Annotated in this window: 23 protein-coding genes, 1 tRNA gene and 1 pseudogene; 5 read left to right on the top strand and 20 right to left on the bottom strand. The window is 62.1% G+C overall.

Going from position 1 to position 21,187, the window contains the following annotated elements; translation table 11 throughout:
• The first annotated feature begins 35 nt into the window (after nucleotides 1-35).
• A pseudogene (locus AMK02_RS30305) lies at nucleotides 36-435 on the top strand ((2Fe-2S)-binding protein).
• Complete coding sequence (gene bfr / locus AMK02_RS20730; protein ID WP_064805736.1) at nucleotides 401-886, top strand: bacterioferritin; 486 nt, start codon at nucleotides 401-403, stop codon at nucleotides 884-886. The pseudogene AMK02_RS30305 and the gene bfr overlap by 35 nt, the downstream one beginning before the upstream one ends.
• An 81-nt stretch (nucleotides 887-967) precedes the next feature.
• Here the strand turns inward: bfr and AMK02_RS20725 are convergent, their stop codons facing one another.
• From AMK02_RS20725 to rsfS, 6 genes are all read right to left on the bottom strand, one after another.
• Nucleotides 968-1,501 (bottom strand): RNA pyrophosphohydrolase, encoded by a 534-nt coding sequence (locus AMK02_RS20725; RefSeq protein WP_064805734.1) that lies wholly within the window; start codon nucleotides 1,499-1,501, stop codon nucleotides 968-970.
• A gap of 25 nt (nucleotides 1,502-1,526) precedes the next feature.
• Nucleotides 1,527-2,723 carry a divergent polysaccharide deacetylase family protein gene (locus AMK02_RS20720; RefSeq protein ID WP_064805732.1) on the bottom strand — a complete coding sequence of 399 codons (1,197 nt, stop codon included), beginning with the start codon at nucleotides 2,721-2,723 and terminating at the stop codon, nucleotides 1,527-1,529.
• Between the two features lie 76 nt (nucleotides 2,724-2,799).
• Complete coding sequence (locus AMK02_RS20715) at nucleotides 2,800-4,122, bottom strand: S41 family peptidase (RefSeq protein ID WP_003543943.1); 1,323 nt, start codon at nucleotides 4,120-4,122, stop codon at nucleotides 2,800-2,802.
• The gene (locus AMK02_RS20710; protein WP_064805730.1) at nucleotides 4,112-5,512 is read right to left on the bottom strand and encodes a murein hydrolase activator EnvC family protein; all 1,401 of its coding nucleotides are present in this window, start codon (nucleotides 5,510-5,512) and stop codon (nucleotides 4,112-4,114) included. The genes AMK02_RS20715 and AMK02_RS20710 overlap by 11 nt, the downstream gene beginning before the upstream one ends.
• A gap of 178 nt (nucleotides 5,513-5,690) precedes the next feature.
• The gene (rlmH, locus tag AMK02_RS20705) at nucleotides 5,691-6,173 is read right to left on the bottom strand and encodes a 23S rRNA (pseudouridine(1915)-N(3))-methyltransferase RlmH (protein ID WP_064805729.1); all 483 of its coding nucleotides are present in this window, start codon (nucleotides 6,171-6,173) and stop codon (nucleotides 5,691-5,693) included.
• Between the two features lie 117 nt (nucleotides 6,174-6,290).
• Nucleotides 6,291-6,734, bottom strand: coding sequence for a ribosome silencing factor (rsfS, locus tag AMK02_RS20700; RefSeq protein ID WP_042119120.1), 444 nt, complete (start codon nucleotides 6,732-6,734; stop codon nucleotides 6,291-6,293).
• 209 nt (nucleotides 6,735-6,943) lie between these two features.
• Between rsfS and AMK02_RS20695 the strand changes: the two genes are divergently transcribed.
• Nucleotides 6,944-7,321, top strand: coding sequence for a winged helix-turn-helix domain-containing protein (locus tag AMK02_RS20695; RefSeq protein WP_064805727.1), 378 nt, complete (start codon nucleotides 6,944-6,946; stop codon nucleotides 7,319-7,321).
• Here the strand turns inward: AMK02_RS20695 and modC are convergent, their stop codons facing one another.
• The 7 genes from modC to obgE form a co-directional block, all read right to left on the bottom strand.
• Complete coding sequence (gene modC / locus AMK02_RS20690) at nucleotides 7,322-8,389, bottom strand: molybdenum ABC transporter ATP-binding protein (protein WP_064805725.1); 1,068 nt, start codon at nucleotides 8,387-8,389, stop codon at nucleotides 7,322-7,324.
• A complete protein-coding gene (gene modB / locus AMK02_RS20685) occupies nucleotides 8,386-9,087 on the bottom strand; it encodes a molybdate ABC transporter permease subunit (RefSeq protein ID WP_064805723.1) in 702 nt (233 codons plus the stop codon). The genes modC and modB overlap by 4 nt, the downstream gene beginning before the upstream one ends.
• Nucleotides 9,088-9,396: 309 nt before the next feature.
• A complete protein-coding gene (modA, locus tag AMK02_RS20680) occupies nucleotides 9,397-10,188 on the bottom strand; it encodes a molybdate ABC transporter substrate-binding protein (protein ID WP_064805721.1) in 792 nt (263 codons plus the stop codon).
• A gap of 468 nt (nucleotides 10,189-10,656) precedes the next feature.
• Complete coding sequence (locus AMK02_RS20670; protein WP_237358358.1) at nucleotides 10,657-11,256, bottom strand: nicotinate-nucleotide adenylyltransferase; 600 nt, start codon at nucleotides 11,254-11,256, stop codon at nucleotides 10,657-10,659.
• Between the two features lie 37 nt (nucleotides 11,257-11,293).
• Complete coding sequence (locus AMK02_RS20665; protein WP_064805716.1) at nucleotides 11,294-12,577, bottom strand: glutamate-5-semialdehyde dehydrogenase; 1,284 nt, start codon at nucleotides 12,575-12,577, stop codon at nucleotides 11,294-11,296.
• Nucleotides 12,570-13,739 (bottom strand): glutamate 5-kinase, encoded by a 1,170-nt coding sequence (gene proB, locus AMK02_RS20660; RefSeq protein ID WP_064806414.1) that lies wholly within the window; start codon nucleotides 13,737-13,739, stop codon nucleotides 12,570-12,572. Before proB ends, AMK02_RS20665 begins: the two co-directional genes overlap by 8 nt.
• On the bottom strand, nucleotides 13,726-14,814 hold the full coding sequence (obgE, locus tag AMK02_RS20655; protein WP_064805714.1) for a GTPase ObgE: 1,089 nt from the start codon (nucleotides 14,812-14,814) through the stop codon (nucleotides 13,726-13,728). Before obgE ends, proB begins: the two co-directional genes overlap by 14 nt.
• A gap of 84 nt (nucleotides 14,815-14,898) precedes the next feature.
• On the opposite strand from obgE, the gene AMK02_RS20650 reads away from it, so the two are divergent.
• On the top strand, nucleotides 14,899-15,801 hold the full coding sequence (locus AMK02_RS20650) for an endonuclease/exonuclease/phosphatase family protein (RefSeq protein ID WP_064805712.1): 903 nt from the start codon (nucleotides 14,899-14,901) through the stop codon (nucleotides 15,799-15,801).
• Here the strand turns inward: AMK02_RS20650 and AMK02_RS20645 are convergent, their stop codons facing one another.
• The 4 genes from AMK02_RS20645 to rplU all read right to left on the bottom strand — a co-directional run bounded on the left by AMK02_RS20645 (nucleotide 15,802) and on the right by rplU (nucleotide 17,789).
• The gene (locus AMK02_RS20645) at nucleotides 15,802-16,389 is read right to left on the bottom strand and encodes a GNAT family N-acetyltransferase (RefSeq protein ID WP_064805710.1); all 588 of its coding nucleotides are present in this window, start codon (nucleotides 16,387-16,389) and stop codon (nucleotides 15,802-15,804) included.
• Nucleotides 16,386-17,042: a GNAT family N-acetyltransferase gene (locus AMK02_RS20640; RefSeq protein ID WP_064805708.1), complete on the bottom strand. Its 657-nt coding sequence runs from the start codon at nucleotides 17,040-17,042 to the stop codon at nucleotides 16,386-16,388. Before AMK02_RS20640 ends, AMK02_RS20645 begins: the two co-directional genes overlap by 4 nt.
• A 125-nt stretch (nucleotides 17,043-17,167) precedes the next feature.
• Nucleotides 17,168-17,437 (bottom strand): 50S ribosomal protein L27, encoded by a 270-nt coding sequence (gene rpmA / locus AMK02_RS20635; protein WP_004676172.1) that lies wholly within the window; start codon nucleotides 17,435-17,437, stop codon nucleotides 17,168-17,170.
• A 34-nt stretch (nucleotides 17,438-17,471) separates the two neighbouring features.
• Nucleotides 17,472-17,789 carry a 50S ribosomal protein L21 gene (rplU, locus tag AMK02_RS20630; RefSeq protein WP_007824851.1) on the bottom strand — a complete coding sequence of 106 codons (318 nt, stop codon included), beginning with the start codon at nucleotides 17,787-17,789 and terminating at the stop codon, nucleotides 17,472-17,474.
• 304 nt (nucleotides 17,790-18,093) lie between these two features.
• Here rplU and AMK02_RS20625 point away from each other — a divergent pair.
• Nucleotides 18,094-18,183 (top strand) — tRNA-Ser (locus AMK02_RS20625).
• A gap of 63 nt (nucleotides 18,184-18,246) precedes the next feature.
• Here the strand turns inward: AMK02_RS20625 and AMK02_RS20620 are convergent.
• The 3 genes from AMK02_RS20620 to AMK02_RS20610 all read right to left on the bottom strand — a co-directional run bounded on the left by AMK02_RS20620 (nucleotide 18,247) and on the right by AMK02_RS20610 (nucleotide 21,012).
• A complete protein-coding gene (locus AMK02_RS20620) occupies nucleotides 18,247-19,227 on the bottom strand; it encodes a LysR family transcriptional regulator (protein ID WP_064805706.1) in 981 nt (326 codons plus the stop codon).
• 171 nt (nucleotides 19,228-19,398) lie between these two features.
• Nucleotides 19,399-20,751, bottom strand: coding sequence for an MFS transporter (locus AMK02_RS20615; RefSeq protein ID WP_064805704.1), 1,353 nt, complete (start codon nucleotides 20,749-20,751; stop codon nucleotides 19,399-19,401).
• A gap of 15 nt (nucleotides 20,752-20,766) precedes the next feature.
• The gene (locus AMK02_RS20610) at nucleotides 20,767-21,012 is read right to left on the bottom strand and encodes a hypothetical protein (protein ID WP_064805703.1); all 246 of its coding nucleotides are present in this window, start codon (nucleotides 21,010-21,012) and stop codon (nucleotides 20,767-20,769) included.
• Between the last annotated feature and the right edge of the window lie 175 nt (nucleotides 21,013-21,187).

Here is a 21,187-nt window from a genome sequence, read left to right as displayed (position 1 = left end):
AATCTGCAACAGGCCGCGCCCATCGCTTCCAATCGATGCCGTCGGATTCGAATTTTTTCTTGACAGCCGCCATCTTCTTTAGCAGAAAACACGATAGTCAGTGTCATGTTTGGAAATGAAGACGTGCTTGTCTGCAGCTGCAATTACATAACCGACAAGGAAATCCGGGAGGTTATCATCAACCTTCTCGACGAAGATTGTTGGCAGCTTATCGTGCCTGCGAAGGTCTATCATGCGATGGAAAAGCGAGGCCGTTGCTGCGGCTGCTTCCCAAATGTGGTCGACATCATTATCCGTACAACCGAGGATTATCACGCCCGCCGCCACTCGACGGAAGCCGAAATATTTGATTTCATGTCGCGCTTGAAGCAATTCCATGAGGAAAACAGGAGAGCGGACATTGAAAGGCGACAAAAAGGTCATCGAGCGGCTTAACGAGGCACTGTTCCTCGAACTCGGGGCGGTCAACCAATATTGGGTTCATTATCGGCTGCTCGAGGACTGGGGCTACACCAAGCTCGCCAAGAAGGAACGCGCCGAATCCATCGAAGAGATGCATCATGCCGACCGGCTCGTCGCCCGCATCATCTTCCTCGAAGGCCATCCCAATTTGCAGACTCTGGCCCCTCTGCGCATCGGCCAGAACGTCAAGGAGGTCCTCGAAGCCGATCTCGCCGGCGAGTACGACGCCCGCACGGCCTACAAGAAGTCGCGCGATATCTGTTATGACGCCGGCGATTACGTCTCGATGAAGCTGTTCGAAGAGCTGCTGGCCGATGAAGAAGGCCATATCGACTTCCTCGAAACGCAGCTCGATCTGCTCGAAAAAATCGGTGAAAGCAAATACGGCCAGCTCAACGCCGATTCCGCTGACGAAGCCGAATAAGCTCCCATTGGATGTCGGCCGCTTCAGAGCGGCCGGCACTCCCGCGCTCGCCGCGCACAAAACGGAAGCATCCCGGCATGATCAGCCTTCCGATTGCAACGCCGCCAGATGCTGGAACTCGGCAATCACCTGGTCGTAGACAGCGCGTTTGAAAGGAACGATCAGGCCTGGCAGTGCCTGCATCGGCTTCCATTCCCAGGCATCGAATTCGGGATCGTGGCCGCCGGGCGGCGGATTGATGGCGATCTCGCTCTCGTCACCCTCGAAGCGGAAGGCGAACCAGCGCTGCGTCTGGCCGCGAAATTTCCCTTTCAGCCCGATGCCGATCAGCGCCGGCGGCAGATCGTAATTGATCCAATTGCTTGCTTCGGCGAGCAGCGTCACCGTCCTGATGCCGGTTTCCTCATAGAGCTCGCGATAGGCGGCGTCCAACGGATCCTCGCCCTTGTCGATGCCTCCCTGTGGCATCTGCCAGAGCTGCGGCGAGCCGTCATATTCGGAATTGCCGTCAGGGATACGCCGGCCGGCCCAGACCAGGCCATCGCGGTTCAGGATCATCACGCCGACGCATGGGCGATAGGGCAGATCCTCGGCTTTCACGGTCGCCTGGCTCATCTTCTTCTCCGTTGAGGACATCATCTCAGGGGTTTCTGGGGTCGTTGGAAAGCGACGCGACGCCGACGATCTCGATGCCGCGCATCGAAGCCTCTTCGCTCCACTTGGCAATGGCGTCGACGCTTTCGTCAAAAGCCGAGGCGATGCCGATCGCCTGGCCGTTCTTGCGAGCGATGCGTTCGAGCTCGTCGAGTTTCTTCAGGATGGCGTTGACGTCAAGCTGGCCGTCGAGCTGCAGATCGGCAAAGGCATAGGGCAGTTCGGTCCCCTTGGCGACATCAGCCGTTTTCGACTGCGCCGACGTCCCGTCATCGAGGAAGAGCAGGCCACGCTTGCCGATATCGCGCATCACGGGTTCCATGGCGGCAGGGTCGGAAAGGAAACGGCCGCCGAGATAGTTCATGATGCCGGTGTAGTTGGTGATCTCGCCCATCGCCTTGTGCAGGTTCTCGATGTTGCGGGCGACCGGCTTGGAGGTGAGCAGGGTCTCCGGTCCTGGATCGTTGGCCGGGTAATCAAAGGGTTCCAGCGGCACCTGCAGGAGGATTTCATGGCCGCCGCGGCGAGCCTCCTGCATCCAGCGCTGGAGGCTGTTGCCGCTTGCGGCAAAGGCCAGCGTGATCTCCTCGGGCAATTCGGCGATGGCGCGCTGCGTTCCCGTCTGGCTGAGCCCAAGGCCGCTGACGACAATGGCAACGCGCACACCACGGGCGCCGGACGAGGGACGGGCATACTGATCCATCGGCCGTCGGCCGTCGGGGCCGACGATCGGCAGCCTGCCATAGGCCGAATCCTCAAGCAGTGTCTCGTTCGGCAGCGCCGCCATGCGCGGATCCTGGCCGATCTGCATGGCATCGACCAATACCGGCCCACTGCCGTCGCGGGGACGGGGGCTGTACTTGGTAACGACGGAGCCGTCACCGGTGACCATCTGCTCGACATTGGCGCCCGAACGCGGTTCGGCGCGCGGTATGCCATCCGCCGCCTGGCCGGCCGGCGTCTGTGCCGGTTGAAACGTGCTGGAAGAGGGCGCTGCCGCTTGCTCGGTTGTCGGCGGTTTTTTGCGTTCGAGCCCTTCGCCGCGAAACGCCGTATAGAGAGAGAAGCCGCCTATCGCGAAAAGGCACAGACTGGCGGCGATGCGGCCAAGGCGCAGCACTCCCGGCCGCCGACTGCCGGTTTTGCGGTTGCGCCCCAAAGGCGCATGCAGGTCCGTTCCCAATTGTCTCGCCCGCTCCAAACCGGGAAACAGCAGAAAGGGTCAAGGCCGGGCGAGTGCCCGGCCTTGCAATGATCGATTACTTGGCGACGACGGCCTTGTCCGGGTTCGGCGGGAAGGCCGGATCGGTCTTCTTGCCGCGCAGAAGGTCGAGCGCGTAGTTCAGCTGAACGTCGTCCTTCGGGTCCGGCGGCACATAGGCAACGGAGCCCGAACCTTCGTCGGTTTCGCTCTGGCCCTTGATGTGGCCGCGCAGGCTGGATTCACCTTCGGTCACCATCTTGCCCTGAAGTTCCTCCGGCAGCGGCTCCTCGACCTTGATGTCGGGGGTGATGCCGGTGCCCTGGATCGAGCGGCCCGACGGCGTGTAATAGAGCGCCGTGGTCAGGCGCAGCGCGCCGTTTTCGCCGAGCGGGATGATCGTCTGGACGGAACCCTTGCCGAAGGAGCGGGTGCCGAGAACGGTGGCACGGCGCAGATCCTGAAGGGCGCCGGCGACGATTTCCGATGCGGACGCCGAACCGCCGTTGATCAGCACGATGACCGGCTTGCCATCGGTCAGATCGCCCGGACCGGCATTGAATCGGCGGGTTTCATCGGGATTGCGGCCGCGGGTCGAAACGACCTCGCCACGCTGCAGCAGCGCGTCGGAGACGTTGATCGCCTGGTCGAGCAGACCGCCCGGGTTGAGGCGCAGGTCAAGGACGTAACCCTTCAGTTTGTCGGCCGGAACGGTGTCCTTGATCTTCTTGATCGCCTTCTCCATGTCGGGATAGGTCTTTTCGGTGAAGGAGATGATGCGGAGGTAACCGACATCGTCCTCGACGCGCGACTTGACGGCCTGGACGGCGACCACATCACGGACGATCGTCAGTTCGATCGGCTTGTCGGCGCCCTTGCGAATCAGCGTCAGCTTGATCGGCGTGTTGACGGCACCGCGCATCTTCTCGACGGCGTCTTCCAGCTTCAGGCCGCGAACGGACTGGCCGTCGATCTCGGAGATGTAGTCGCCGGCGAGAACGCCGGCCTTGGCGGCGGGCGTGTCATCGATCGGGGTGATGACCTTGACGAGCTCGTCCTCCATCGTGACTTCGATGCCGAGACCGCCGAACTCACCCTTCGTCTGGGTGCGCATGTCTTCGGCGTCCTTCGCATTCATGTAGCTCGAATGCGGATCGAGCGAGGACAGCATGCCGTTGATGGCATTCTCGATCAGCTTGTCTTCGGCCGGCGGCGTGACGTACTGCGCGCGCACGCGTTCGAAGACGTCGCCGAATACCGAGAGTTCCTTGTATGTCGAGGATCCGGCTGCTTCTGCCGGCACACCTGCCGAGTAAATGACGCTCATCGCGGTCGCACCCATCAATGCGCCGACCAGAACAAGAGAAGCCCTACGAATCATTGCGTGCCTTTCCAGTGTCCTTGGCGGTCCACCACGGTCGGGAATCGACCGGTTTACCGTCTTTTCGAAATTCAATGTAAAGCGTTGGCCGGTCCGTTTCCAGCGCCAATGCAGTTGCGCTCGCCACTCTTTTCGCTCCCATCACGGCGAGCGGTTCGCCGGAGAAAACGAATTTTCCCTGACGGGTATTGATCGCATCCATTCCCGAGAGAACCAGGTGATATCCGTCGCCCGCGTCGAGAATGATCATCTGACCGTAACTGCGGAAAGCGCCGGCAAAAACCACCAGGCCATCGGCAGGCGCCGTCACCACTGTCTCCGGATTGGTGGCGACCGTCATTCCCATGGCTTCATGCCCGGTGCCATCGGCATCGCCGAACTGGCGCAGGATATCGCCGGCCACCGGCAGTTCCAATTTCGCCCTCAATTCTGCGAAGGGATATGCGGGCGCAATGCGGTTTTTATCGGGCACGCCGCTCTCGGCCAGCGCCTTCGCCTGAGCCCGCTGCTCGTCGGTCAAGAGCTTGCGGTTTTCCTCGGCCTGGCGGGCGGCGGCGGCCGCTTCGCGTACCGAGGCGATCTCGGATTCCATCGAGGCGACGAGGCCTTCGAGGCTGGTCGCCTTGCCCGCGAGTTCCTGCGAGCGTTTCCTTTCGGCCTCCAGTTCGGCGGCGTTGCTGCGGCTGAGCTTATCGTTTTCGGCAAGCAGCAGGTCCATGCGCCGCTCTTCCTCGATGCTGTCGGTCATCGTCGCCGTAAGCTGCGTCTTCTCGGCGGCGCTTGCCGTCTGCAGCGCAGCCAGGCTTGCGAGATCGGCGGCGAGCCTGTCGGTTTCCTTGCGGATGCCGGGCACGACGGCGCCGAGCAGTATGGCGCTGCGCACGGAAGCAAGCGCGTCGTCGGGCGTGACGAGCAAAGCCGGCGGCGGATTGCGGCCCATGCGCTGGAGTGCCGCCAGCACCTCGGCCAGCAGGCCGCGGCGCTCATGCAGGGAACGGCGAATGCCATCCTGCTTGACGCCGAGATCGGCAAGCTTCTTCTCGCTCTCGAGAATCTGCTTTTCCAGGCCTTTGCGGCGGGCGGCGGAATCGATCAGGGCCTGGCGAATGCTCTGCGTGCTCTTTTCCAGATTGGCGATACTCTGCTGGAGTTCGCTCACCTTGTCGGAGGACAGGCTGATCGTCTTCGAGAGGGTTTGGAGTTCGGCGCGGGTCTGATCGCGTTTGGCGGCAAGTTCGGCGGCCGGATCGGGCGGCGGCGCCTCGGCGGGCGGCGGGTCTGAAGATTGCGCCGCTTCCGGGGCGGCATCCTGGGCCCGGACCGAAAACGGGCTTGTCGAGACGAGTATGACCGCAACACCCAAACCGGCCGCAAGTGCCGGCAGAATCATGCGGTGTCGCCTGGTTGGAGTCGTCGTCATGCGTGTCCGGGCACTCTCTCAAATCGCGCGGAGACTAAGCTGATTTGGCACGCTTTGCCAGAAAGTTTGCAGGAGAAAGCCTGCCTGCGCAAAACACGGCTGCGTGACAATGCGACGCATCGCCAAAGCCATGGACCGAGCCGGAAGGTCAGACGCGGTGATAGGGGTGGCCGGACAAGATGGTGACGGCGCGGTAGAGCTGCTCGGCGATCAGCGTGCGCACGAGTTGGTGCGGCCAGGTCATTTTGCCGAGGCACAGTGTGGCGTCGGCCCGGTCGTAAAGGGCGGGATCGAGGCCGTCGGCTCCGCCGATCGCAATCGTCAGCTCGCGTTTTCCCTGGTCACGATAGGTGCCGAGCAGGTTTGCGAAGGCTTCGCTGTCGAGCGCCTTGCCGCGTTCGTCGAGAAGAATGAGAACACTGCCCTCGGCCAGCGATTTCAAAAGCATCGCCGCCTCTTCGCGCTTGCGGGTCTCCGCATTGGAGGCGCGGCTTTCGCCGACTTCGGCAACACGGGTGAATTCGAGACCGACAGCAGAGCCGGCCTTGGCGAAACGATCGAGGTAACGGGCCACAAGATCCTTTTCGGGGCCGGACTTCAGCCGTCCCACCGCAAAAAGACCAATTCGCATTTCCCCGCTCCTGCTCGTGACGGCATTTCAGGCGCACGATGCACCGCAGCCGGCTTCTCATGTTTTCCGGCCAGTCAAATGCCGCGTCTCAGGCGCCGGGCGATGCCGGCCCGCCTGTCAGTGCCGTGTTTCTTCATCCATATCCGGAGCCGCCCACATCTTTTCGATGTTGTAGAACTCGCGGATTTCGGGACGGAACACATGCACGATGATGTCGCCGGTGTCGATCAGGATCCAGTCGCCGCCTTCCTGACCTTCGACGCGGGCTGAACCGAAGCCTTCGTCCTTGAGATCGGTGAGCAGGTGATCCGAGATCGCCAGGACATGCCTGTTCGAGCGACCGGAGACGACGATCATGTAGTCTCCAAGCGCCGATTTTCCGGCAATGTCGATGGTGACGATATCTTCAGCTTTGGAGTCCTCAAGGCTGGTGAGGACGGCTTCTAAGGCGCGGGCAGCGGCATCGGCGCCACGTTCCGCACTCTTCGGGACAACGGCGAGCGTTTTTCCCTTGGCGTGTACTGTTGTCAGTTTTTTCCCTTTCCTGGAATGACAAACCATGCACAACACGAGATCCGATCACGACCGGATCATGGTTAAGATAGGCATCAAACCACTAATGTTTCAAGACGTGCTAAGGTACAGAGCGGCCGAAAATCCGATCTGGCGCCCGAATTGAAGAATATTGCCGCCCAGGCTGCTTGTGCGGTCGGTGTACAGTTTCCGTACCGCGGCGTAAAGTGCCGCAAATTCCTCGATTTCTCGATTCGATGACCGACCCAGCCGCAAAAACACCTATTCCCGTCCTGCGAATCAGCTTTCCGAATGAGCATCGTCTCGGTCACGGCAAGATGGAGCTGCTGGAGCATATCTGCGCGACGGGGTCGATCTCGGCGGCCGGGCGGGCGATGGACATGTCCTATCGCCGAGCCTGGCTGCTTGTCAGCGAGATGAACCGGATGTTCTCAGAACAGGTGGTGGAGCCGCAACGCGGCGGACAGAAGGGCGGCGGTGCGGCATTGACGCCATTCGGCGAAGAATTGCTCGCGCGTTTTCGCCGGATGGAAAAGACGGTGCGGGAGAGCCTTGCCGAGGATCTCGCCTGGCTCGAAGCCAAGCGAAATCTGCCGCCTGGCGAGCGCGGCTGATCAGCCTTCCAGGGCAACGGTCTTGATGATGGCGAAGACGGTCTTGCCTGGCCGAAGATTAAGGCGCTCGCAGGAGAGTGCGGTGATACGCGAAAGAATGGCGTCGCCGGCGCAATCGATCCGGATTTCGACCGTTCCGTCCTCGCCCGACGATATCGCTTCGATCCTGCCTTCGAGAATGTTTAGCGCGCTGAGGCTCTCGGGCCTGGCGGTCGCCAGCATGACGTCGCGCGACGGGATGCGGATGCGCACTGGTCTGCCGGGCGTAAGCACTGCGCTCGGAATATGCAGTTGAGAGGATTTCAGAGTGACGGTCGACAAGCGGTGACGCGCATCGAAGCTTTCGACGGTGCCTTCGAGCAACGCGCCGGCCTCTTTCCGGTCGGCGGCCGCAGACGGGCGGCTCAATATGTCGACGGCCGGGCCGGTCGCTTGCACCTTGCCGTCGTGCATGACGACGACCTGGTTTGCCAGCCGCGCCACCTCGGCAATCGCATGGCTGACATAGACGATCGGGATTTCGGTCTCATCGCGCAACCGCTCGAGATAGGGCAGGATCTCGGCCTTGCGCGCCTCGTCGAGGGCGGCAAGCGGCTCGTCCATCAAAAGCAGCCGGGGCGAGGAGAGAAGGGCGCGGCCGATCGCGACCCGCTGCTTTTCGCCGCCGGAAAGTTTTGCCGGGCTGCGTTCCAGCAGCGGCTCGATGCCGAGCAGGTCGATGATATGATCGAAATTCTCGCGGCGCGCCGCCTTTGGGGCAAACCAGCGGCCGTAGGAAAGATTGGCGCGGACGCTCAAATGCGGAAACAGCCGTGCCTCCTGAAAGACATAACCGAAACGGCGGCGGTGTTTCGGGACGACGATGCCAGCTGTCGTTTCGGTGAGGCGCTCGCCGTCAAGCACGACGCGACCTTCATCCGGCCGGGCGAGACCGGCGATGATGCGGATCAGTGAGGTCTTGCCGGAGCCGGAGCGGCCGAACAATGCAGTCACACCGCCTTCGGAGGTGAAGGCGGCGTCGAGCGAAAAGGCGCCGAGTCTCTGTTTTGCCTGGACGATCAGGGTCATTCCGGATCGATCCTTCGGCCGGCGAGACGCGCGAGCAATTCGGAGGCGAGCACGGCAGCCATGGAAATGACGATGGCGACCAGCGTCAGCCGCAGCGCGCCGGCATCGCCGCCCGGCACCTGGGTAAAGGTGTAGATCGCGGACGACAAGGTCTGGGTCTCGCCGGGAATATTGGAGACGAAGGTGATTGTCGCGCCGAATTCCCCCATCGCCTTGGCGAAGGAGAGGATCATGCCGGCGATGATGCCGGGCAGAGTCAGCGGCAGGGTGATCGTCAGGAAAATCCAGACAGGGCCGGCGCCGAGCGTTCCGGCCGCCTCCTCCAGCTTGCGGTCGACTGCCTCGATCGACAGGCGGATGCTGCGAACCATCAGCGGAAAGGCCATGACGGCGCAGGCAAGTGCGGCGCCCGTCCAGCGGAAGGAGAAGACGATGCCGAAATGCTGGTCGAGCAGGCTGCCGATCGGACCGCGGCGGCCGAAGAGGATGAGAAGAAGAAAACCGGTGACGACGGGAGGCAGGATCAACGGCAGGTGAACGATGCCGTTCAGCACCGACTTGCCCCAGAAGCGGCCGCGGGCCAAGAGCAGGGCAACGAGGATGCCGAAGGGCAGGCTCGCCAGCATCGCGACGATCGAGACGCGCAGGCTGAGCAGGATCGCCGTCCATTCTTCGTTGCTCAGGCCGAATATGTTCAACTGCGATTGTCTCCCTTGAAAATCCGGCATCACCCGACGCCTGCCCCTCCTCCGCCTGCCGGCACCGCCGGGGGGAGAGCCACGGGTCTCGACCCGTCCTTCGGACCCCGCTCGCGGGGCGAAGGGGAATCGCCGCAACCTCTCCGTCCCTCACTAACGTCTCGCAGGGCACGTCCCCTCTCCCCGCGAGCGGGGAGAGAGTTGGGGTGAGGGGCAACCATCCGCACGAAGTGGGCAGCCAAAATAGTAGGTCAGCAGCCTTGACGCTAAGCTGTCGCCCCTGATTCCGCAATCGTCTCAGCTTCTCAATCACTTCAGGATAGTGAAGCCCTGCGCCGTGAAGAAAGCGGCTGCCTTGTCCGATTTCAGGAAATCGAGATAGGCTGCTGCATCCGGGTTCTTGCTGTCGGCAAGAATTGCCACCGGATAGATGATCGGTGGGTGGGAGTCGGCCGGGAAGGTGCCGACGATCGCGACACCCTTATCGACCGCCGCGTCGGTCTGGTAGACGATGCCGTAAGGCGCTTCGCCGCGGGAGACCAGGGCGAGGGCGGCGCGCACGCTTTCGGCGCCGGCGACCTTGCTTTCGACCGATGTCCAGACGCCGAGTTTTTCCAGTGCGGCCATGCCGTATTTGCCTGCGGGAACCGATTTCGGCTCACCCATGGCAAGCCTGCCGTCACCGAGCAAATCGGCGAGATTGAAACCCTGTTTGATCTCTACCGGCTTTGCCTTGTCCTTTTCGGCCACGAGTACGATTCGGTTTCCGAGCAGGTCCGAACGGGTGCCGGCTTTGATCAGCTTCTTCTCGGCGAGATAATCCATCCAATCGCCATCGGCCGAAATGAAGATATCGGCCGGGGCGGCGTTTTCAATCTGCTTGGCGAGCGCCCCGCTCGCCGCATAGGAGGCGACGGTTTCCTTGCCGCTCTCCCTGGTCCAGGCGGCATTGGCGGCGTCGAGCGCATTCTTGAGGCTCGCCGCGGCAAAGACGGTCAGTTTTTCGGCGGCTGCGGCCGGCGCCGGCAGCGCTGCCGCGCCTAACCAGAGAGCCGCGATCGCGGCGGTTGCCAGGTTTATCCATCGGCCGCGGTTCTGCATGCATTCACTCACCAGGATTCGAAATATTTTAAGGAATATAACGACTCTCACGGTTTGGCTAGGGATGTATCCAAGAAAATATAACCGTACCGATGGACAATCGGCCTTACCTTTTCGTGCATTGCTTTCTGAGAAGAAGATGGGCTGCAATGAGCTGCGGATCGCGATCGGTCCGCCAGAGAACCGTAGGGCAAAGACGCTGTTTCAGGGCTTGCCGATTAAAACGGCAGCGTTCCAGCGCTCGCAGCCGCAGTATTGCATCGTCCGCATTGCTGCATTGCACAAAATGATATTCATCTTCCCGCAGAATATGGTACAACACATCCATCGAAACGGCTTTCTCCTCCTCCCATGGCCGTTCGACAGGATCGGCAACACTCCTCCTCCCAGTTGTCGATCGAGTTTATAAGCCCGACGGATCTCCTCCCCCGTCGGGCTTTCTCGTTTCCGGATTTCCTTGAAAATCAGCTATCCGACCGCGCCCGGCAATGCGCCGTTGCGGATGGCCGTCGAGCTCAGGCCGGAGCGTGGCCCGTGGATGAAGGTCCAGGCCGGCGCTCGCTTCTTCCAGAGAACCCGCGCGTCGTCTTCGTCGATGCGGGCGAAATCGAAGGTCCTCGTCATTTTCGAAGAGAGGTAGGAGAGCGTCGCGCCAGGCCGGTCGATCACCGCGATCGGAAAGGTGCGAGCGATCTCCTGCCATTTCTGCCATTTGTCGAAGGTCTGCAGGCTGTCGGCGCCCATGATCCAGATGAAATGCACATGCGGATTGCGCGCCCTGACGCGGGCGAGCGTATTGGCGGTGTAGCTGATGCCGAGCGCCTGCTCGAAAGCGGTGACCTTGATGCGCGGATCGGCGGCGACACGCTCGCTTTCGGCAATGCGCTCGGCAAGCGGCGCGAGAAGATTGCGGCTTTTCAGCGGGTTGCCGGGAGTCACCATCCACCAGAGCTGGTCGAGACCGAGCCGCTTGATGGCAATTTCGGCGACGAGCGCATGGCCCTCATGCGGCGGATTGAACGACCCGCCGAACAGGCCGACGACCATGCCGCGCTCGCTGTGCGGCATGCGGAGATAACGTCGGTCCAGCTTTTCCGTCGTCACGTCAGGGTCGGGTCTGTCCGGCACCGCGCACCCGGTATTTGAAGGATGTCAGTTGTTCGACACCGACGGGGCCACGGGCGTGCATCTTGCCGGTGGCGATGCCGATTTCCGCGCCCATGCCGAACTCGCCGCCGTCGGCGAACTGGGTCGAGGCGTTGTGTAGCAGGATCGCCGAATCGACTTCGGTGAAGAAACGCGCGACCACGCCGGGATCTTCGGCGATGACGGCCTCGGTATGGTTGGACGAATATTTCTGGATATGGGCGATGGCGCCCGATATGCCGTCGACCACGGCGACCGAGATGATCGCGTCGAGATATTCGGTCGACCAGTCCTCTTCCGTCGCGGGCTTGAGGCCGGGCGCAACCTTCAGCACTGCCGCCGAAGCGCGGATCTCGCAGCCGGCATCGGTCAGCACCTCGAGCAGTGGCGTCAGATGCGTGCCGATCGCTGCCGCATCGACGAGCAGGGTCTCGGCCGCGCCGCAGATGCCGGTGCGGCGCATCTTGGCGTTGACGACGATCTTCTTCGCCATCTCGATATCGGCCGATGCATCGACATAGATGTGGCACAGGCCTTCGAGATGCGCGAACACCGGCACGCGCGCTTCGCTCTGGACGAGGGCTACCAGGCTCTTACCGCCGCGCGGCACGATGACGTCGATTGCACCCTCGAGGCCGCGCAGCATGGCGCCGACGGCGGCGCGGTCGGTGACCGGAACGAGCTGGATCGCATGCTCGGGAAGTCCCGCCGCCTTCAGGCCTTCGACCATGCAGGCATGGATAGCCTGCGATGAACGGCGCGAATCCGAGCCGCAGCGCAGGATGACCGCATTGCCCGCCTTGAGGCAGAGCGCGCCGGCATCGGCGGTGACGTTCGGCCGGCTTTCGAAAATGACGCCGATGACGCCGAGCGGCGTGCGGACGCGCTCGATCTTCAGGCCGTTCGGCCGGTCCCAGGCGGCGATGACTTCGCCGACCGGATCGGCAAGGGCGGCGATGGCGCGGATTCCCTCGGCCATCTCGGCAATGCGCTTGTCGTTCAGCGTCAAGCGGTCGACGAAGGAGGCAAGCGTTTCGCTGCCTTCGATGTCCTTCAGGTCCTTGGCGTTTTCGGCGAGGATATGCGCCTTGTTCGCCAGGATCGCATCGGCCATGGCGTTCAGGGCCTTGTTCTTCGCCTCGGTGGAGGCAAAGCCCAACGGTCGCGCGGCAGCCTTCGCCTTGCGGCCGATGTCGTTCATCAGCGCATCAATGTCAGGGCCCGGCGCAACGGTATCAAGCATAGCTCGCGTCCTTCTTTTGCCTTTCCGATTTCGACCGGATCTGCGCGTTCATCACCATATCGTCGCGATGAACCATGGCGGCGCGCCCGGCATAACCGAGAATGGCCGCGATCTCGGCCGACTTGCGGCCGGCGATGCGGCGGGCGTCCTCGGCATCGTAGCTTACCAGGCCGCGGGCGATCTCGCGGCCGGCAGGGCCGATGATCGCCACGGTGTCGCCGCGGCTGAAGAGGCCGGAAATGCTGCGCACGCCGGCGGGAAGCAGGCTCTTGCCGGCGCCGAGCGCCGTGACGGCGCCCTCATCGACGTGCAGTTCGCCTGCCGGCTGCAATTGTCCGGCGATCCAGGTCTTGCGGGCCGTGACGGGCGTTCCGGAGGGGGCGAACCAGGAGGAACGGGCGCCGTTTTCGATTGCCGAGAGCGGGCTGTCGGTCTTGCCCGAGGCGATGATCATGGCGCAGCCAGAGGTGGTCGCGATCTTGCCGGCATCGATCTTGGTGCGCATGCCGCCGCGCGAAAGCTCGGAGGCGGCGCCGCCGGCCATCGCCTCGATCTCGGGGGTGATTTCGGCGATCGTCTCCAGGAAGGCTGCGTTCGGATCGAGATGCGGCGGCGCAGTATAGAGGCCGTCGATATCGGAGAGAAGGATGAGCAGGTCGGCGCCGGTCATCGTCGCCACACGGGCGGCGAGGCGGTCGTTGTCGCCGTAGCGGATTTCACTGGTGGCGACCGTATCGTTCTCGTTGATGATCGGTACGGCGCCGATCTTCAGAAGCTGATTGATGGTGGCGCGCGCATTGAGATAGCGGCGGCGCTCTTCCGTGTCGCCAAGCGTCAGCAGGATCTGGCCGGCAACGATCTCGTCGCGCGACAGGCTCTCCGACCAGGCTCGCGCCAACGCGATCTGACCGACGGCGGCCGCGGCCTGGCTTTCCTCCAGTTTCAATGCGCCAGAGGGCAGATCGAGCACCGAGCGGCCGAGGGCGATGGCGCCGGAGGAAACCACAAGCACGTCGATCCCCTTGGCCTTCAGGCCTGATATATCGGCGCACATGGCATCGAGCCAGGCCTTCTTCAGCCCGGCCTTCCGGTCGACCAGCAGGGCGGAGCCGATCTTGATGACGATGCGGCGGTAGCGGCGGAGCGGCTTAGGGCTGGTCATCGGCCCCATCCTCGTCGTTGCCGTCTTCACTGACGACCATGTCGCGATGCCGGAGTTTCGGCGCCTTGGCCGGCTTCTCCTCGGCATTGTTCTCGACGATGATGTCGCGCAGTGCACGCAGAACCTCGGTCATACCCCTGCCGGTAACGGCCGAGATCTGGAAGGGGGTCTTGCCGCAGGCTTTCGCCAATTCCTTCGTCTTCTTCTTCAGTTCGGCCTCGTCGAGCACGTCGATCTGCGACAGCGCCACGATTTCGGCCTTGTCGGTCAGCTCATTGCCATAAGCTTCGAGTTCGTGTTTGACCGTCTTATAGGCCTTGCCGACCTTTTCTTCCTGGGCGGAGACGAGGTGAAGCAGCACGCGGGTGCGCTCGACATGGCCGAGGAAACGGTCGCCGATGCCGACACCTTCATGGGCGCCTTCGATCAGGCCGGGAATGTCGGCAAGAATGAACTCCCGCTCGTCGATGGTGGCGACGCCGAGATTGGGATGCAGCGTGGTGAAGGGGTAATTGGCGATTTTCGGCCGGGCGCGGGTAACCGCTGCCAGGAAGGTCGATTTGCCGGCATTGGGCAGGCCGACAAGGCCGGCATCGGCAATCAGTTTCAGCCGCAGCCAGATGGTTTTTTCCTCGCCGGGCAGGCCGGGATTGGCCCAGTCCGGCGCCTGATTGACCGAGGTCTTGAAATGGGCGTTGCCGAAGCCGCCATTGCCGCCATGGGCGAGGCAGTAACGCTGGCCTTCCTCGGTGAGATCGCAGATCATCGTTTCCCGGTCTTCCTCGAAGATCTGCGTTCCCACCGGGACCTTCAACGTCACGTCGCCGCCGTTGGCGCCGGTGCGGTTGCGGCCCATGCCATGGGTGCCGATCGTCGCCTTGAAATGCTGCTGGTAGCGGAAATCGATCAGCGTGTTGAGGCCGTTGACGGCCTCGACCCAGACGTCGCCGCCGCGTCCGCCGTCGCCGCCATCCGGGCCGCCGAACTCGATGAATTTCTCGCGCCGGAAGGAAACGCTGCCCGCGCCGCCATCTCCGGATCGGATATAGACCTTTGCTTCGTCGAGAAATTTCATTTTACTTCCAGTATCCGGTGGCAGTTGGACGGCCCGTCTTGGCCCATTCGATATAGGCGGTTCCGACGGAGGTCAAAGATTATCGTGAATTTCGTGAGCTATAACATACAGTACGGCTTCGGTCTCGACGGCCGATACGATCTCAAGCGGATTGCCCGGAGCCTCGAAGGCGCCGATGTCATCGCACTGCAGGAGGTGACCCGCGGCTTTTCCCGCAACGGTTTTGCCGACATGGTGGCTGACATTGCTGCCTTCTTTCCCGACCATTTCTGGGTGTATGGGCCGGCCTGCGACATCCATATCGACGGGGGCGAAGGCGGGCTGCAGCCGGTGCGCGGCACGCGTTTTCAGTTCGGCAATATGGTGCTGTCGCGCTGGCCGATCCTGTCGACGCGGACGCTGCTTCTGCCACGCAGCCGGACGATCGCCAAGATCAACCTGCAGCGCGGCGCAACGGAGGCGCTGGTCGCCGCTCCCGGCGGGGCAGTCCGCGTCTATTCCGTCCATCTCGACCATGTCTCCGCCGACGAGCGCATTCGCCAGCTGCAATTTTTGAACGCCCAGGTCAAAGCCTTCATGCAAGAAGGCGGGTCGTTGACAGGGGGCGCCGAATTCGAGCTGCCGGAGCCGCCGCTGCCGGAGGATTATGTCATCATGGGTGATTTCAACATGGAGCCGGAATCGCCGGAATATTGCGCGCTTGCCGGTGCCGGTGGCGGATATTACGGCCGCGTGGCGAGGATCGGCACGCCGGTTGACGCCTTTGCGGCGCTTCAGGCCTATCGCCCGGAGAGCTACAGCTGGATGGATCCTGAGGATCACGGCAAACGCATGCATCTCGATTACTGTTTCGTCAGTTGCGGCCTGGAGGGCCGGTTGAAATCCGCCCGGATCGATACGCAATCCGTCGGGTCCGATCATTTTCCGGTGTGGGTCGAGATCGCAGACCATGGAGGCGCCGCCGGTGCGGCGGCGCCTCCTGTTTGACTAAGCAACCTTCCGCGGCTGCAGCGCGCCCGGCTGCAGCACGGTTTCGATGTGCGACACCATGGTGTTGCGGGCGAAACAATAGATTTCGCCGCAACCCGTCATGCGGAACCCGAGCTTCTCCTGCAGCCGCAGCGAAGCCGGGTTGTCGGCGAAGACACCGGAATGAACAGGCGTCTCCGGCATGCGGCGCGAGAAGCGCTCGATGATCGCCGCGACCGCCTCGCTCATATAGCCGCGCCGCCAGTAGTAGCGGTTCAGCCAATAGCCGAGGTGCCAGCGGCCGTGGCGCAGCTCGATCGAGACGGTGCCGATATGGACATCGTCCTGACCTGTTATCGCCAGCGACCAGTCCGGCAGCGTGCCTGACGTGACCGGCATCAGCCAGTCCAGCGCATCCTGCCGGTCGAACGGCGCGGGGACGCGGGAGAGCATGCGCGTCACCGCGAAATCGGAGAGCGATTCCGCGATGGCGGGCGCGTCGCTCAGCCGGTGGGGGCGGAGCGTCAGCCGGGCAGTCGGGATGACCGGCGCGGGTCCGGGCATCATCGACTTGGTGTCCGGCCTTTGCAGTGCCGTCGTGCTCATGCGATGTTCCCCCAGCTTCGGAGCGACATCCAGGTCTTGCGGTCGAGCCTGTACCATTCCACTGGCACGTTGCTGCCGAGCGCCAGCGAGGCCGCGAGCCCCGATCCCTGGAACTGGAAGCCGCACTTCTGGATGACGCGCCGCGAGGCGACGTTCATCACCCGGCAACGGGCGTCGATCTGGTCGACGTCCTGCCGCGTCCGGAACACCATGTCGACGAGGGCATGGCATGCCTCGGTCGTATAGCCCTGGTTCCAATAGGGCTCGCCCAGCCAGTAACCGATCTCGACGGTTTTGCCGTCGGTATGCGGTTCGACGCCGCAGCACCCCATGAAGGCGCCGTTTTCGGCTTTGGTGATGGCATAGACGCACTTGCCAATCTCGCCATTTCGCGAACGCCAAACAAAGTCGGCGGCATCATTGGCGGTATAGGGGTGCGGCATACGCGATACCATGGTGGCGACTTTGGCGTTGTTGGCGAGATGGGCAAGGGCGTCGATGTCTTCTTCGTGGGGCGCGCGCATGACGAGCCGTTCCGATAACAAGACAGGGCAATCGGTCCTTAACCGCTCCGGCCTCAGCCGTTCCTTGGAAGACCGCTGGTCTTCCCGGGAAGACCGTGATTGGTCCACCCTTATCAATTCGCCTTGCATGTTCAGTCCTCCTGTTTGGACAAAGAAAAAGGGGAGATGGCGCCCCATCTCCCCTGTTTTCTGGACTGAACCTGGTACGGCCAGCCGGGTCGATGAGACGCCGGCTGTTTTTGAGCGCTACCGGCTTATTCCGCTGCTTCCGCTTTCGGCATGACAGACACGTAGACGCGACCGTTGGCCTTCGTTCGGTAGTCCACATTGCCGGCGGTAAGTGCAAAGATCGTGTGATCCTTGCCGAGGCCGACGTTGGAACCGGGATGCCACTGCGTACCGCGCTGACGCACGATGATGTTGCCTGCGATGACGGCTTCGCCGCCGAACTTCTTCACGCCAAGGCGCTTGGATTCGGAATCGCGACCGTTGCGCGAGGAACCGCCAGCTTTTTTATGTGCCATTGGAGTTCTCCTTTAAACCTGAAACCCGTTGATCTTACTTGGCAGCCACGATGTCCGTGATGCGGACGACCGTGTGATGCTGGCGATGGCCGCGCGAACGCTTCGAATTCTGACGACGGCGCTTCTTGAAGGCGATGACCTTCTTGCCGCGGGTCTGGTCGACGACTTCCGCCTTGACGGAGGCGCCGGCTACGAAGGGCGCACCGATCGCCGCGTCGGCGCCTTCGCCGATCACGAGCACTTCGGTGAATTCAATGGAGTCGCCAGCGGATGCTTCAAGCTTCTCGATGGTCAGCACGTCGTTGGCTGCCACACGGTACTGCTTACCGCCGGTCTTGATGACTGCGAACATTTTTTATCCTTTCATGTTCGTTCCGGCGCTCCCCGCCATTCGAGCAGGTGGCCGTCTTTTTATCAGTCGAAGTTAAGCAGGGATTTCAGGGAGCTAGCCCGGAATTCTGGTCTGCCGGTGAAACCCCGCGCGAGCGCGGGGCGGGCAAGGGGCGGACTACTCCACTCCTATTGCGGATGCGGGATACGCGAGTGACGGAAAGGTGTCAAGGCAAAAGGATGGAAAAGCTTGAGATTTCGGCTTGCCAACCTGTCATAGGCTCGTTATGAGAACGCCCGCGCCGAACAAGCGCCGACCTGACCGCGGAGAGGTGGCAGAGTGGTCGAATGCACCGCACTCGAAATGCGGCATACCTGCAAGGGTATCGTGGGTTCAAATCCCACCCTCTCCGCCATGGCCTTCAGCTTCCTACCGAAGGCAAAGGTAATAACACGTCTTCGTTATGCAGCGCGCCAATTCAGAGCGCATCCCGCGTCGCTGCGCCTGGGCGCTGGTGCTCTTGTTCCAAAGCCGCAAGACCGGTGAGGACGAAATCTATGAATTCCTGTACATGCGGCTTATCCAGCGATGCCCGGTTCACCTTCAAATAATATCCGCGGTCGACCCGAAGCGGGCTGTCGAACAACGGGCAGAGTGCGCCTTCATCCATCAGCGTCCTCACGAGATGATGCCAGCCCAGCACGATTCCCTCTCCTTTGACTGCAGCGTTCACGAGAAGCGGATAATTGTTGCTGACCATGGCCGGCAACAGGTGCGGTACCCCAAGGCCGCTTGCCTGGAACCAATCGTCCCAGGTGACCGGATGCCAGCCGATGGCATCGGACGTCCAGTGCTTGCGGTGCAGATCCAGCAAATCCGCACGTTCCAGGCTTTGCGCATCCGGAAACGGCCCGTGGCGTTCGAGATAATCGGGGCTGCAGACCGGCTGGACGATATCCGGAAAGAGATAATAGAGGTTCTCCCCAACCTCGCAGCGCTCGTTTCCGCAGATTAGAGAAAGATCGACCTCATCAAAGTTCCGCAGCGTGTCGTCTTCGTCCGAGGCCAAGAGCACGAACCTGACATCCGGCCGATCGGAACGGAAGCGGTTCACGAGGGGCTTCAGCCAACAGGCGATCGCCGCATTGGTGCCCGAACAGGTGATGACGGGAGGGTCGGAGGGAGCGTTGATATTGTTGATCCCGTCGCAAATGATGTCGAGCCCACCACTGACCGCAGTCAGGAGCCGCTGACCATCGGATGTCAGTTCGAGGCTGTTGTGCTTTCGGATGAACAGAGTGACGCCCAGCGATTTTTCGAGGCCGCGGATCTGCTGGCTGATGGCGGCCTGGGTGACGTTGAGCTCGTTTCCGGCAAGGGTAAAGCTCAAATGCTTCGCGGCGACTTCGAAAGTGGCGAACGAACCGAGCGAGGGGAGATAACGGCGTTTGAGCAGCATGCGATAACATCATCGTCCGAGGGATCACCGACACAGGGTCGCACGTCTTTCAGATGCACAAAAGACCAGTCACACAAAGGGCTGAAGCGCGCCGCATGGTTCAAATCCGGTGCGACGCGCTTTGGCAGGTCGTTATCGCAAAACCGCTGCACAGTTTTGCGCGACATGCCTTTAGTGCGAAAAGCCGGCGGCGGTTTCGCTAAGGCTCTTCCCCTTCGTCTCCGGAGCCCACAATTGTGATACCAGAGCGCCGCTGAACACGACCGCCGCAGCAACCAGCATCGTGGTCGAAACGCCGAATTTCTCGACCCCGATCGGCAACAGGAAGGTGCCCAGACCGGCGCCGATCCGGCTGACGGCGGCGGCAAAGCCGGTGCCGACCCCGCGGACCTCGGTGGGGAACACCTCGCCGGGATAGATGCTCGTCAGCGTCCCGTTCATCGCATTCAGGAACGAGAAGACGAGGAAGAGCCCCAGCACGACGGCCGAGGGCGCGCCCGACCACAGACCGATCACCAGGAAGACAACCGTGGTGATCCACTGTGGCGGCACCGTGAACAGACGCCGGCCGGCCTTGTCGATCAACGCCACCGTGACGGCGACCCCGGCCACCGCAACCATCGACAGTCCGACGCCACCGGCAAGCCCGCCATTGAGGCCATATTGCTCCAACACGCTGTCGGCAAAAGTGGCGATCGCAAAATACGGCAGAACGTTGCAGAACCAGAACCACGAAACGAAGGCCGTCATCCGCCAATATTTCACGGAGAATAGGTCGGCGAATCGGCCTTGGCGCACCTCCGCGCTCTCGATGTCCGCCATCTCCTCGGCGCTCTCCAGATATTTGCGGGCGATCGTGCGCGCCTCATCCTTGCGACCCTTGCTCCACAACCAGCGCGGCGATTCAGGCAGGCCAATCCGGGCGAAGAACAGGATGACCGAGATAAAGGTACTTGTTCCGATAATGATCCGCCACGGCATCGGCTCCGGCAGGTTCAAGACGTAACCCACCGTGTAACCGATCATGAATCCGCCGTACCAGGCAAGGATCGTGACGCCCATCAGCCTTCCCCGCAGCCGGGCAGGCGCAAATTCCGACATCAGCGGCCAGCCGACGGAATACTCGGCGCCGATCGCGATGCCCATCAGCAGCCGCACTGCAAACAGCATCGTCACCGTGTCGATGAAGAATTGCATCGCCGAGGCCAGCACGAACAGTCCCATGTCGATCATGAACAGCGGCTTGCGGCCGAATTTGTCGCCGGCCCACCCGCCGAGCGGCGAGCCGATCAGGATCCCGAACAGCGCAGCCGAGGCGATGAGGCCCATATCGATCGTCGTCATTCCCATTTCGGCCTTCATGACAGCCGTCACCGGGCCGATGACCCCGAGAATGTAGCCGTCGAGCAGCATTCCGCCGGTGAGAACGGCAATCATCCTGATCATGAAGCGTCGTTTGAACGCAGCGGTCGTCTCTCCCCTGACAATTGGACCTGAAATAACCGCTTCCGTCTCCAGTGACATAGCTGCCTCCCTTGGTTAGCGAAAAAATTCTTCCTGTTCCTGCGGCATGTGGCAGGGCGGGGTGCCGCATCGGCCCGCCCCGCATTCGTCGGGAGGCGTCTCCTGCACGTGCCGGTTTGGCGCGCATGGAAAGTCCATGGCCAACGCCTGCGTCAAAGCGCGCGATGCGCGTGGCTTTGCGAAAAGCCCGTATTGGCAGACGATGGCAGGCGCGGGGGAACGGCTGACGGCGATGCCCACCGCAATGTGCTGTGTGATCATTTGACGCTCCTCCCGAGCGGCACAACTCCTGGACGACAGGGTCGGGCACATTGCATCTTGCGTATTCGAGGCCGAATTCGGCAAACGAGGATATTCATCGGCGCGGCATAAGGCCCGCCTTATCCTGTCGGATGCTTCGAAGGCTGCCCGCTCCGCCGGTTTCAACTGCGCTGAG

Source organism: Rhizobium sp. N731 (genome assembly GCF_001664145.1).
Classification (GTDB): domain Bacteria; phylum Pseudomonadota; class Alphaproteobacteria; order Rhizobiales; family Rhizobiaceae; genus Rhizobium; species Rhizobium esperanzae.
This window is presented reverse-complemented; position numbering and strand designations above follow the sequence as displayed.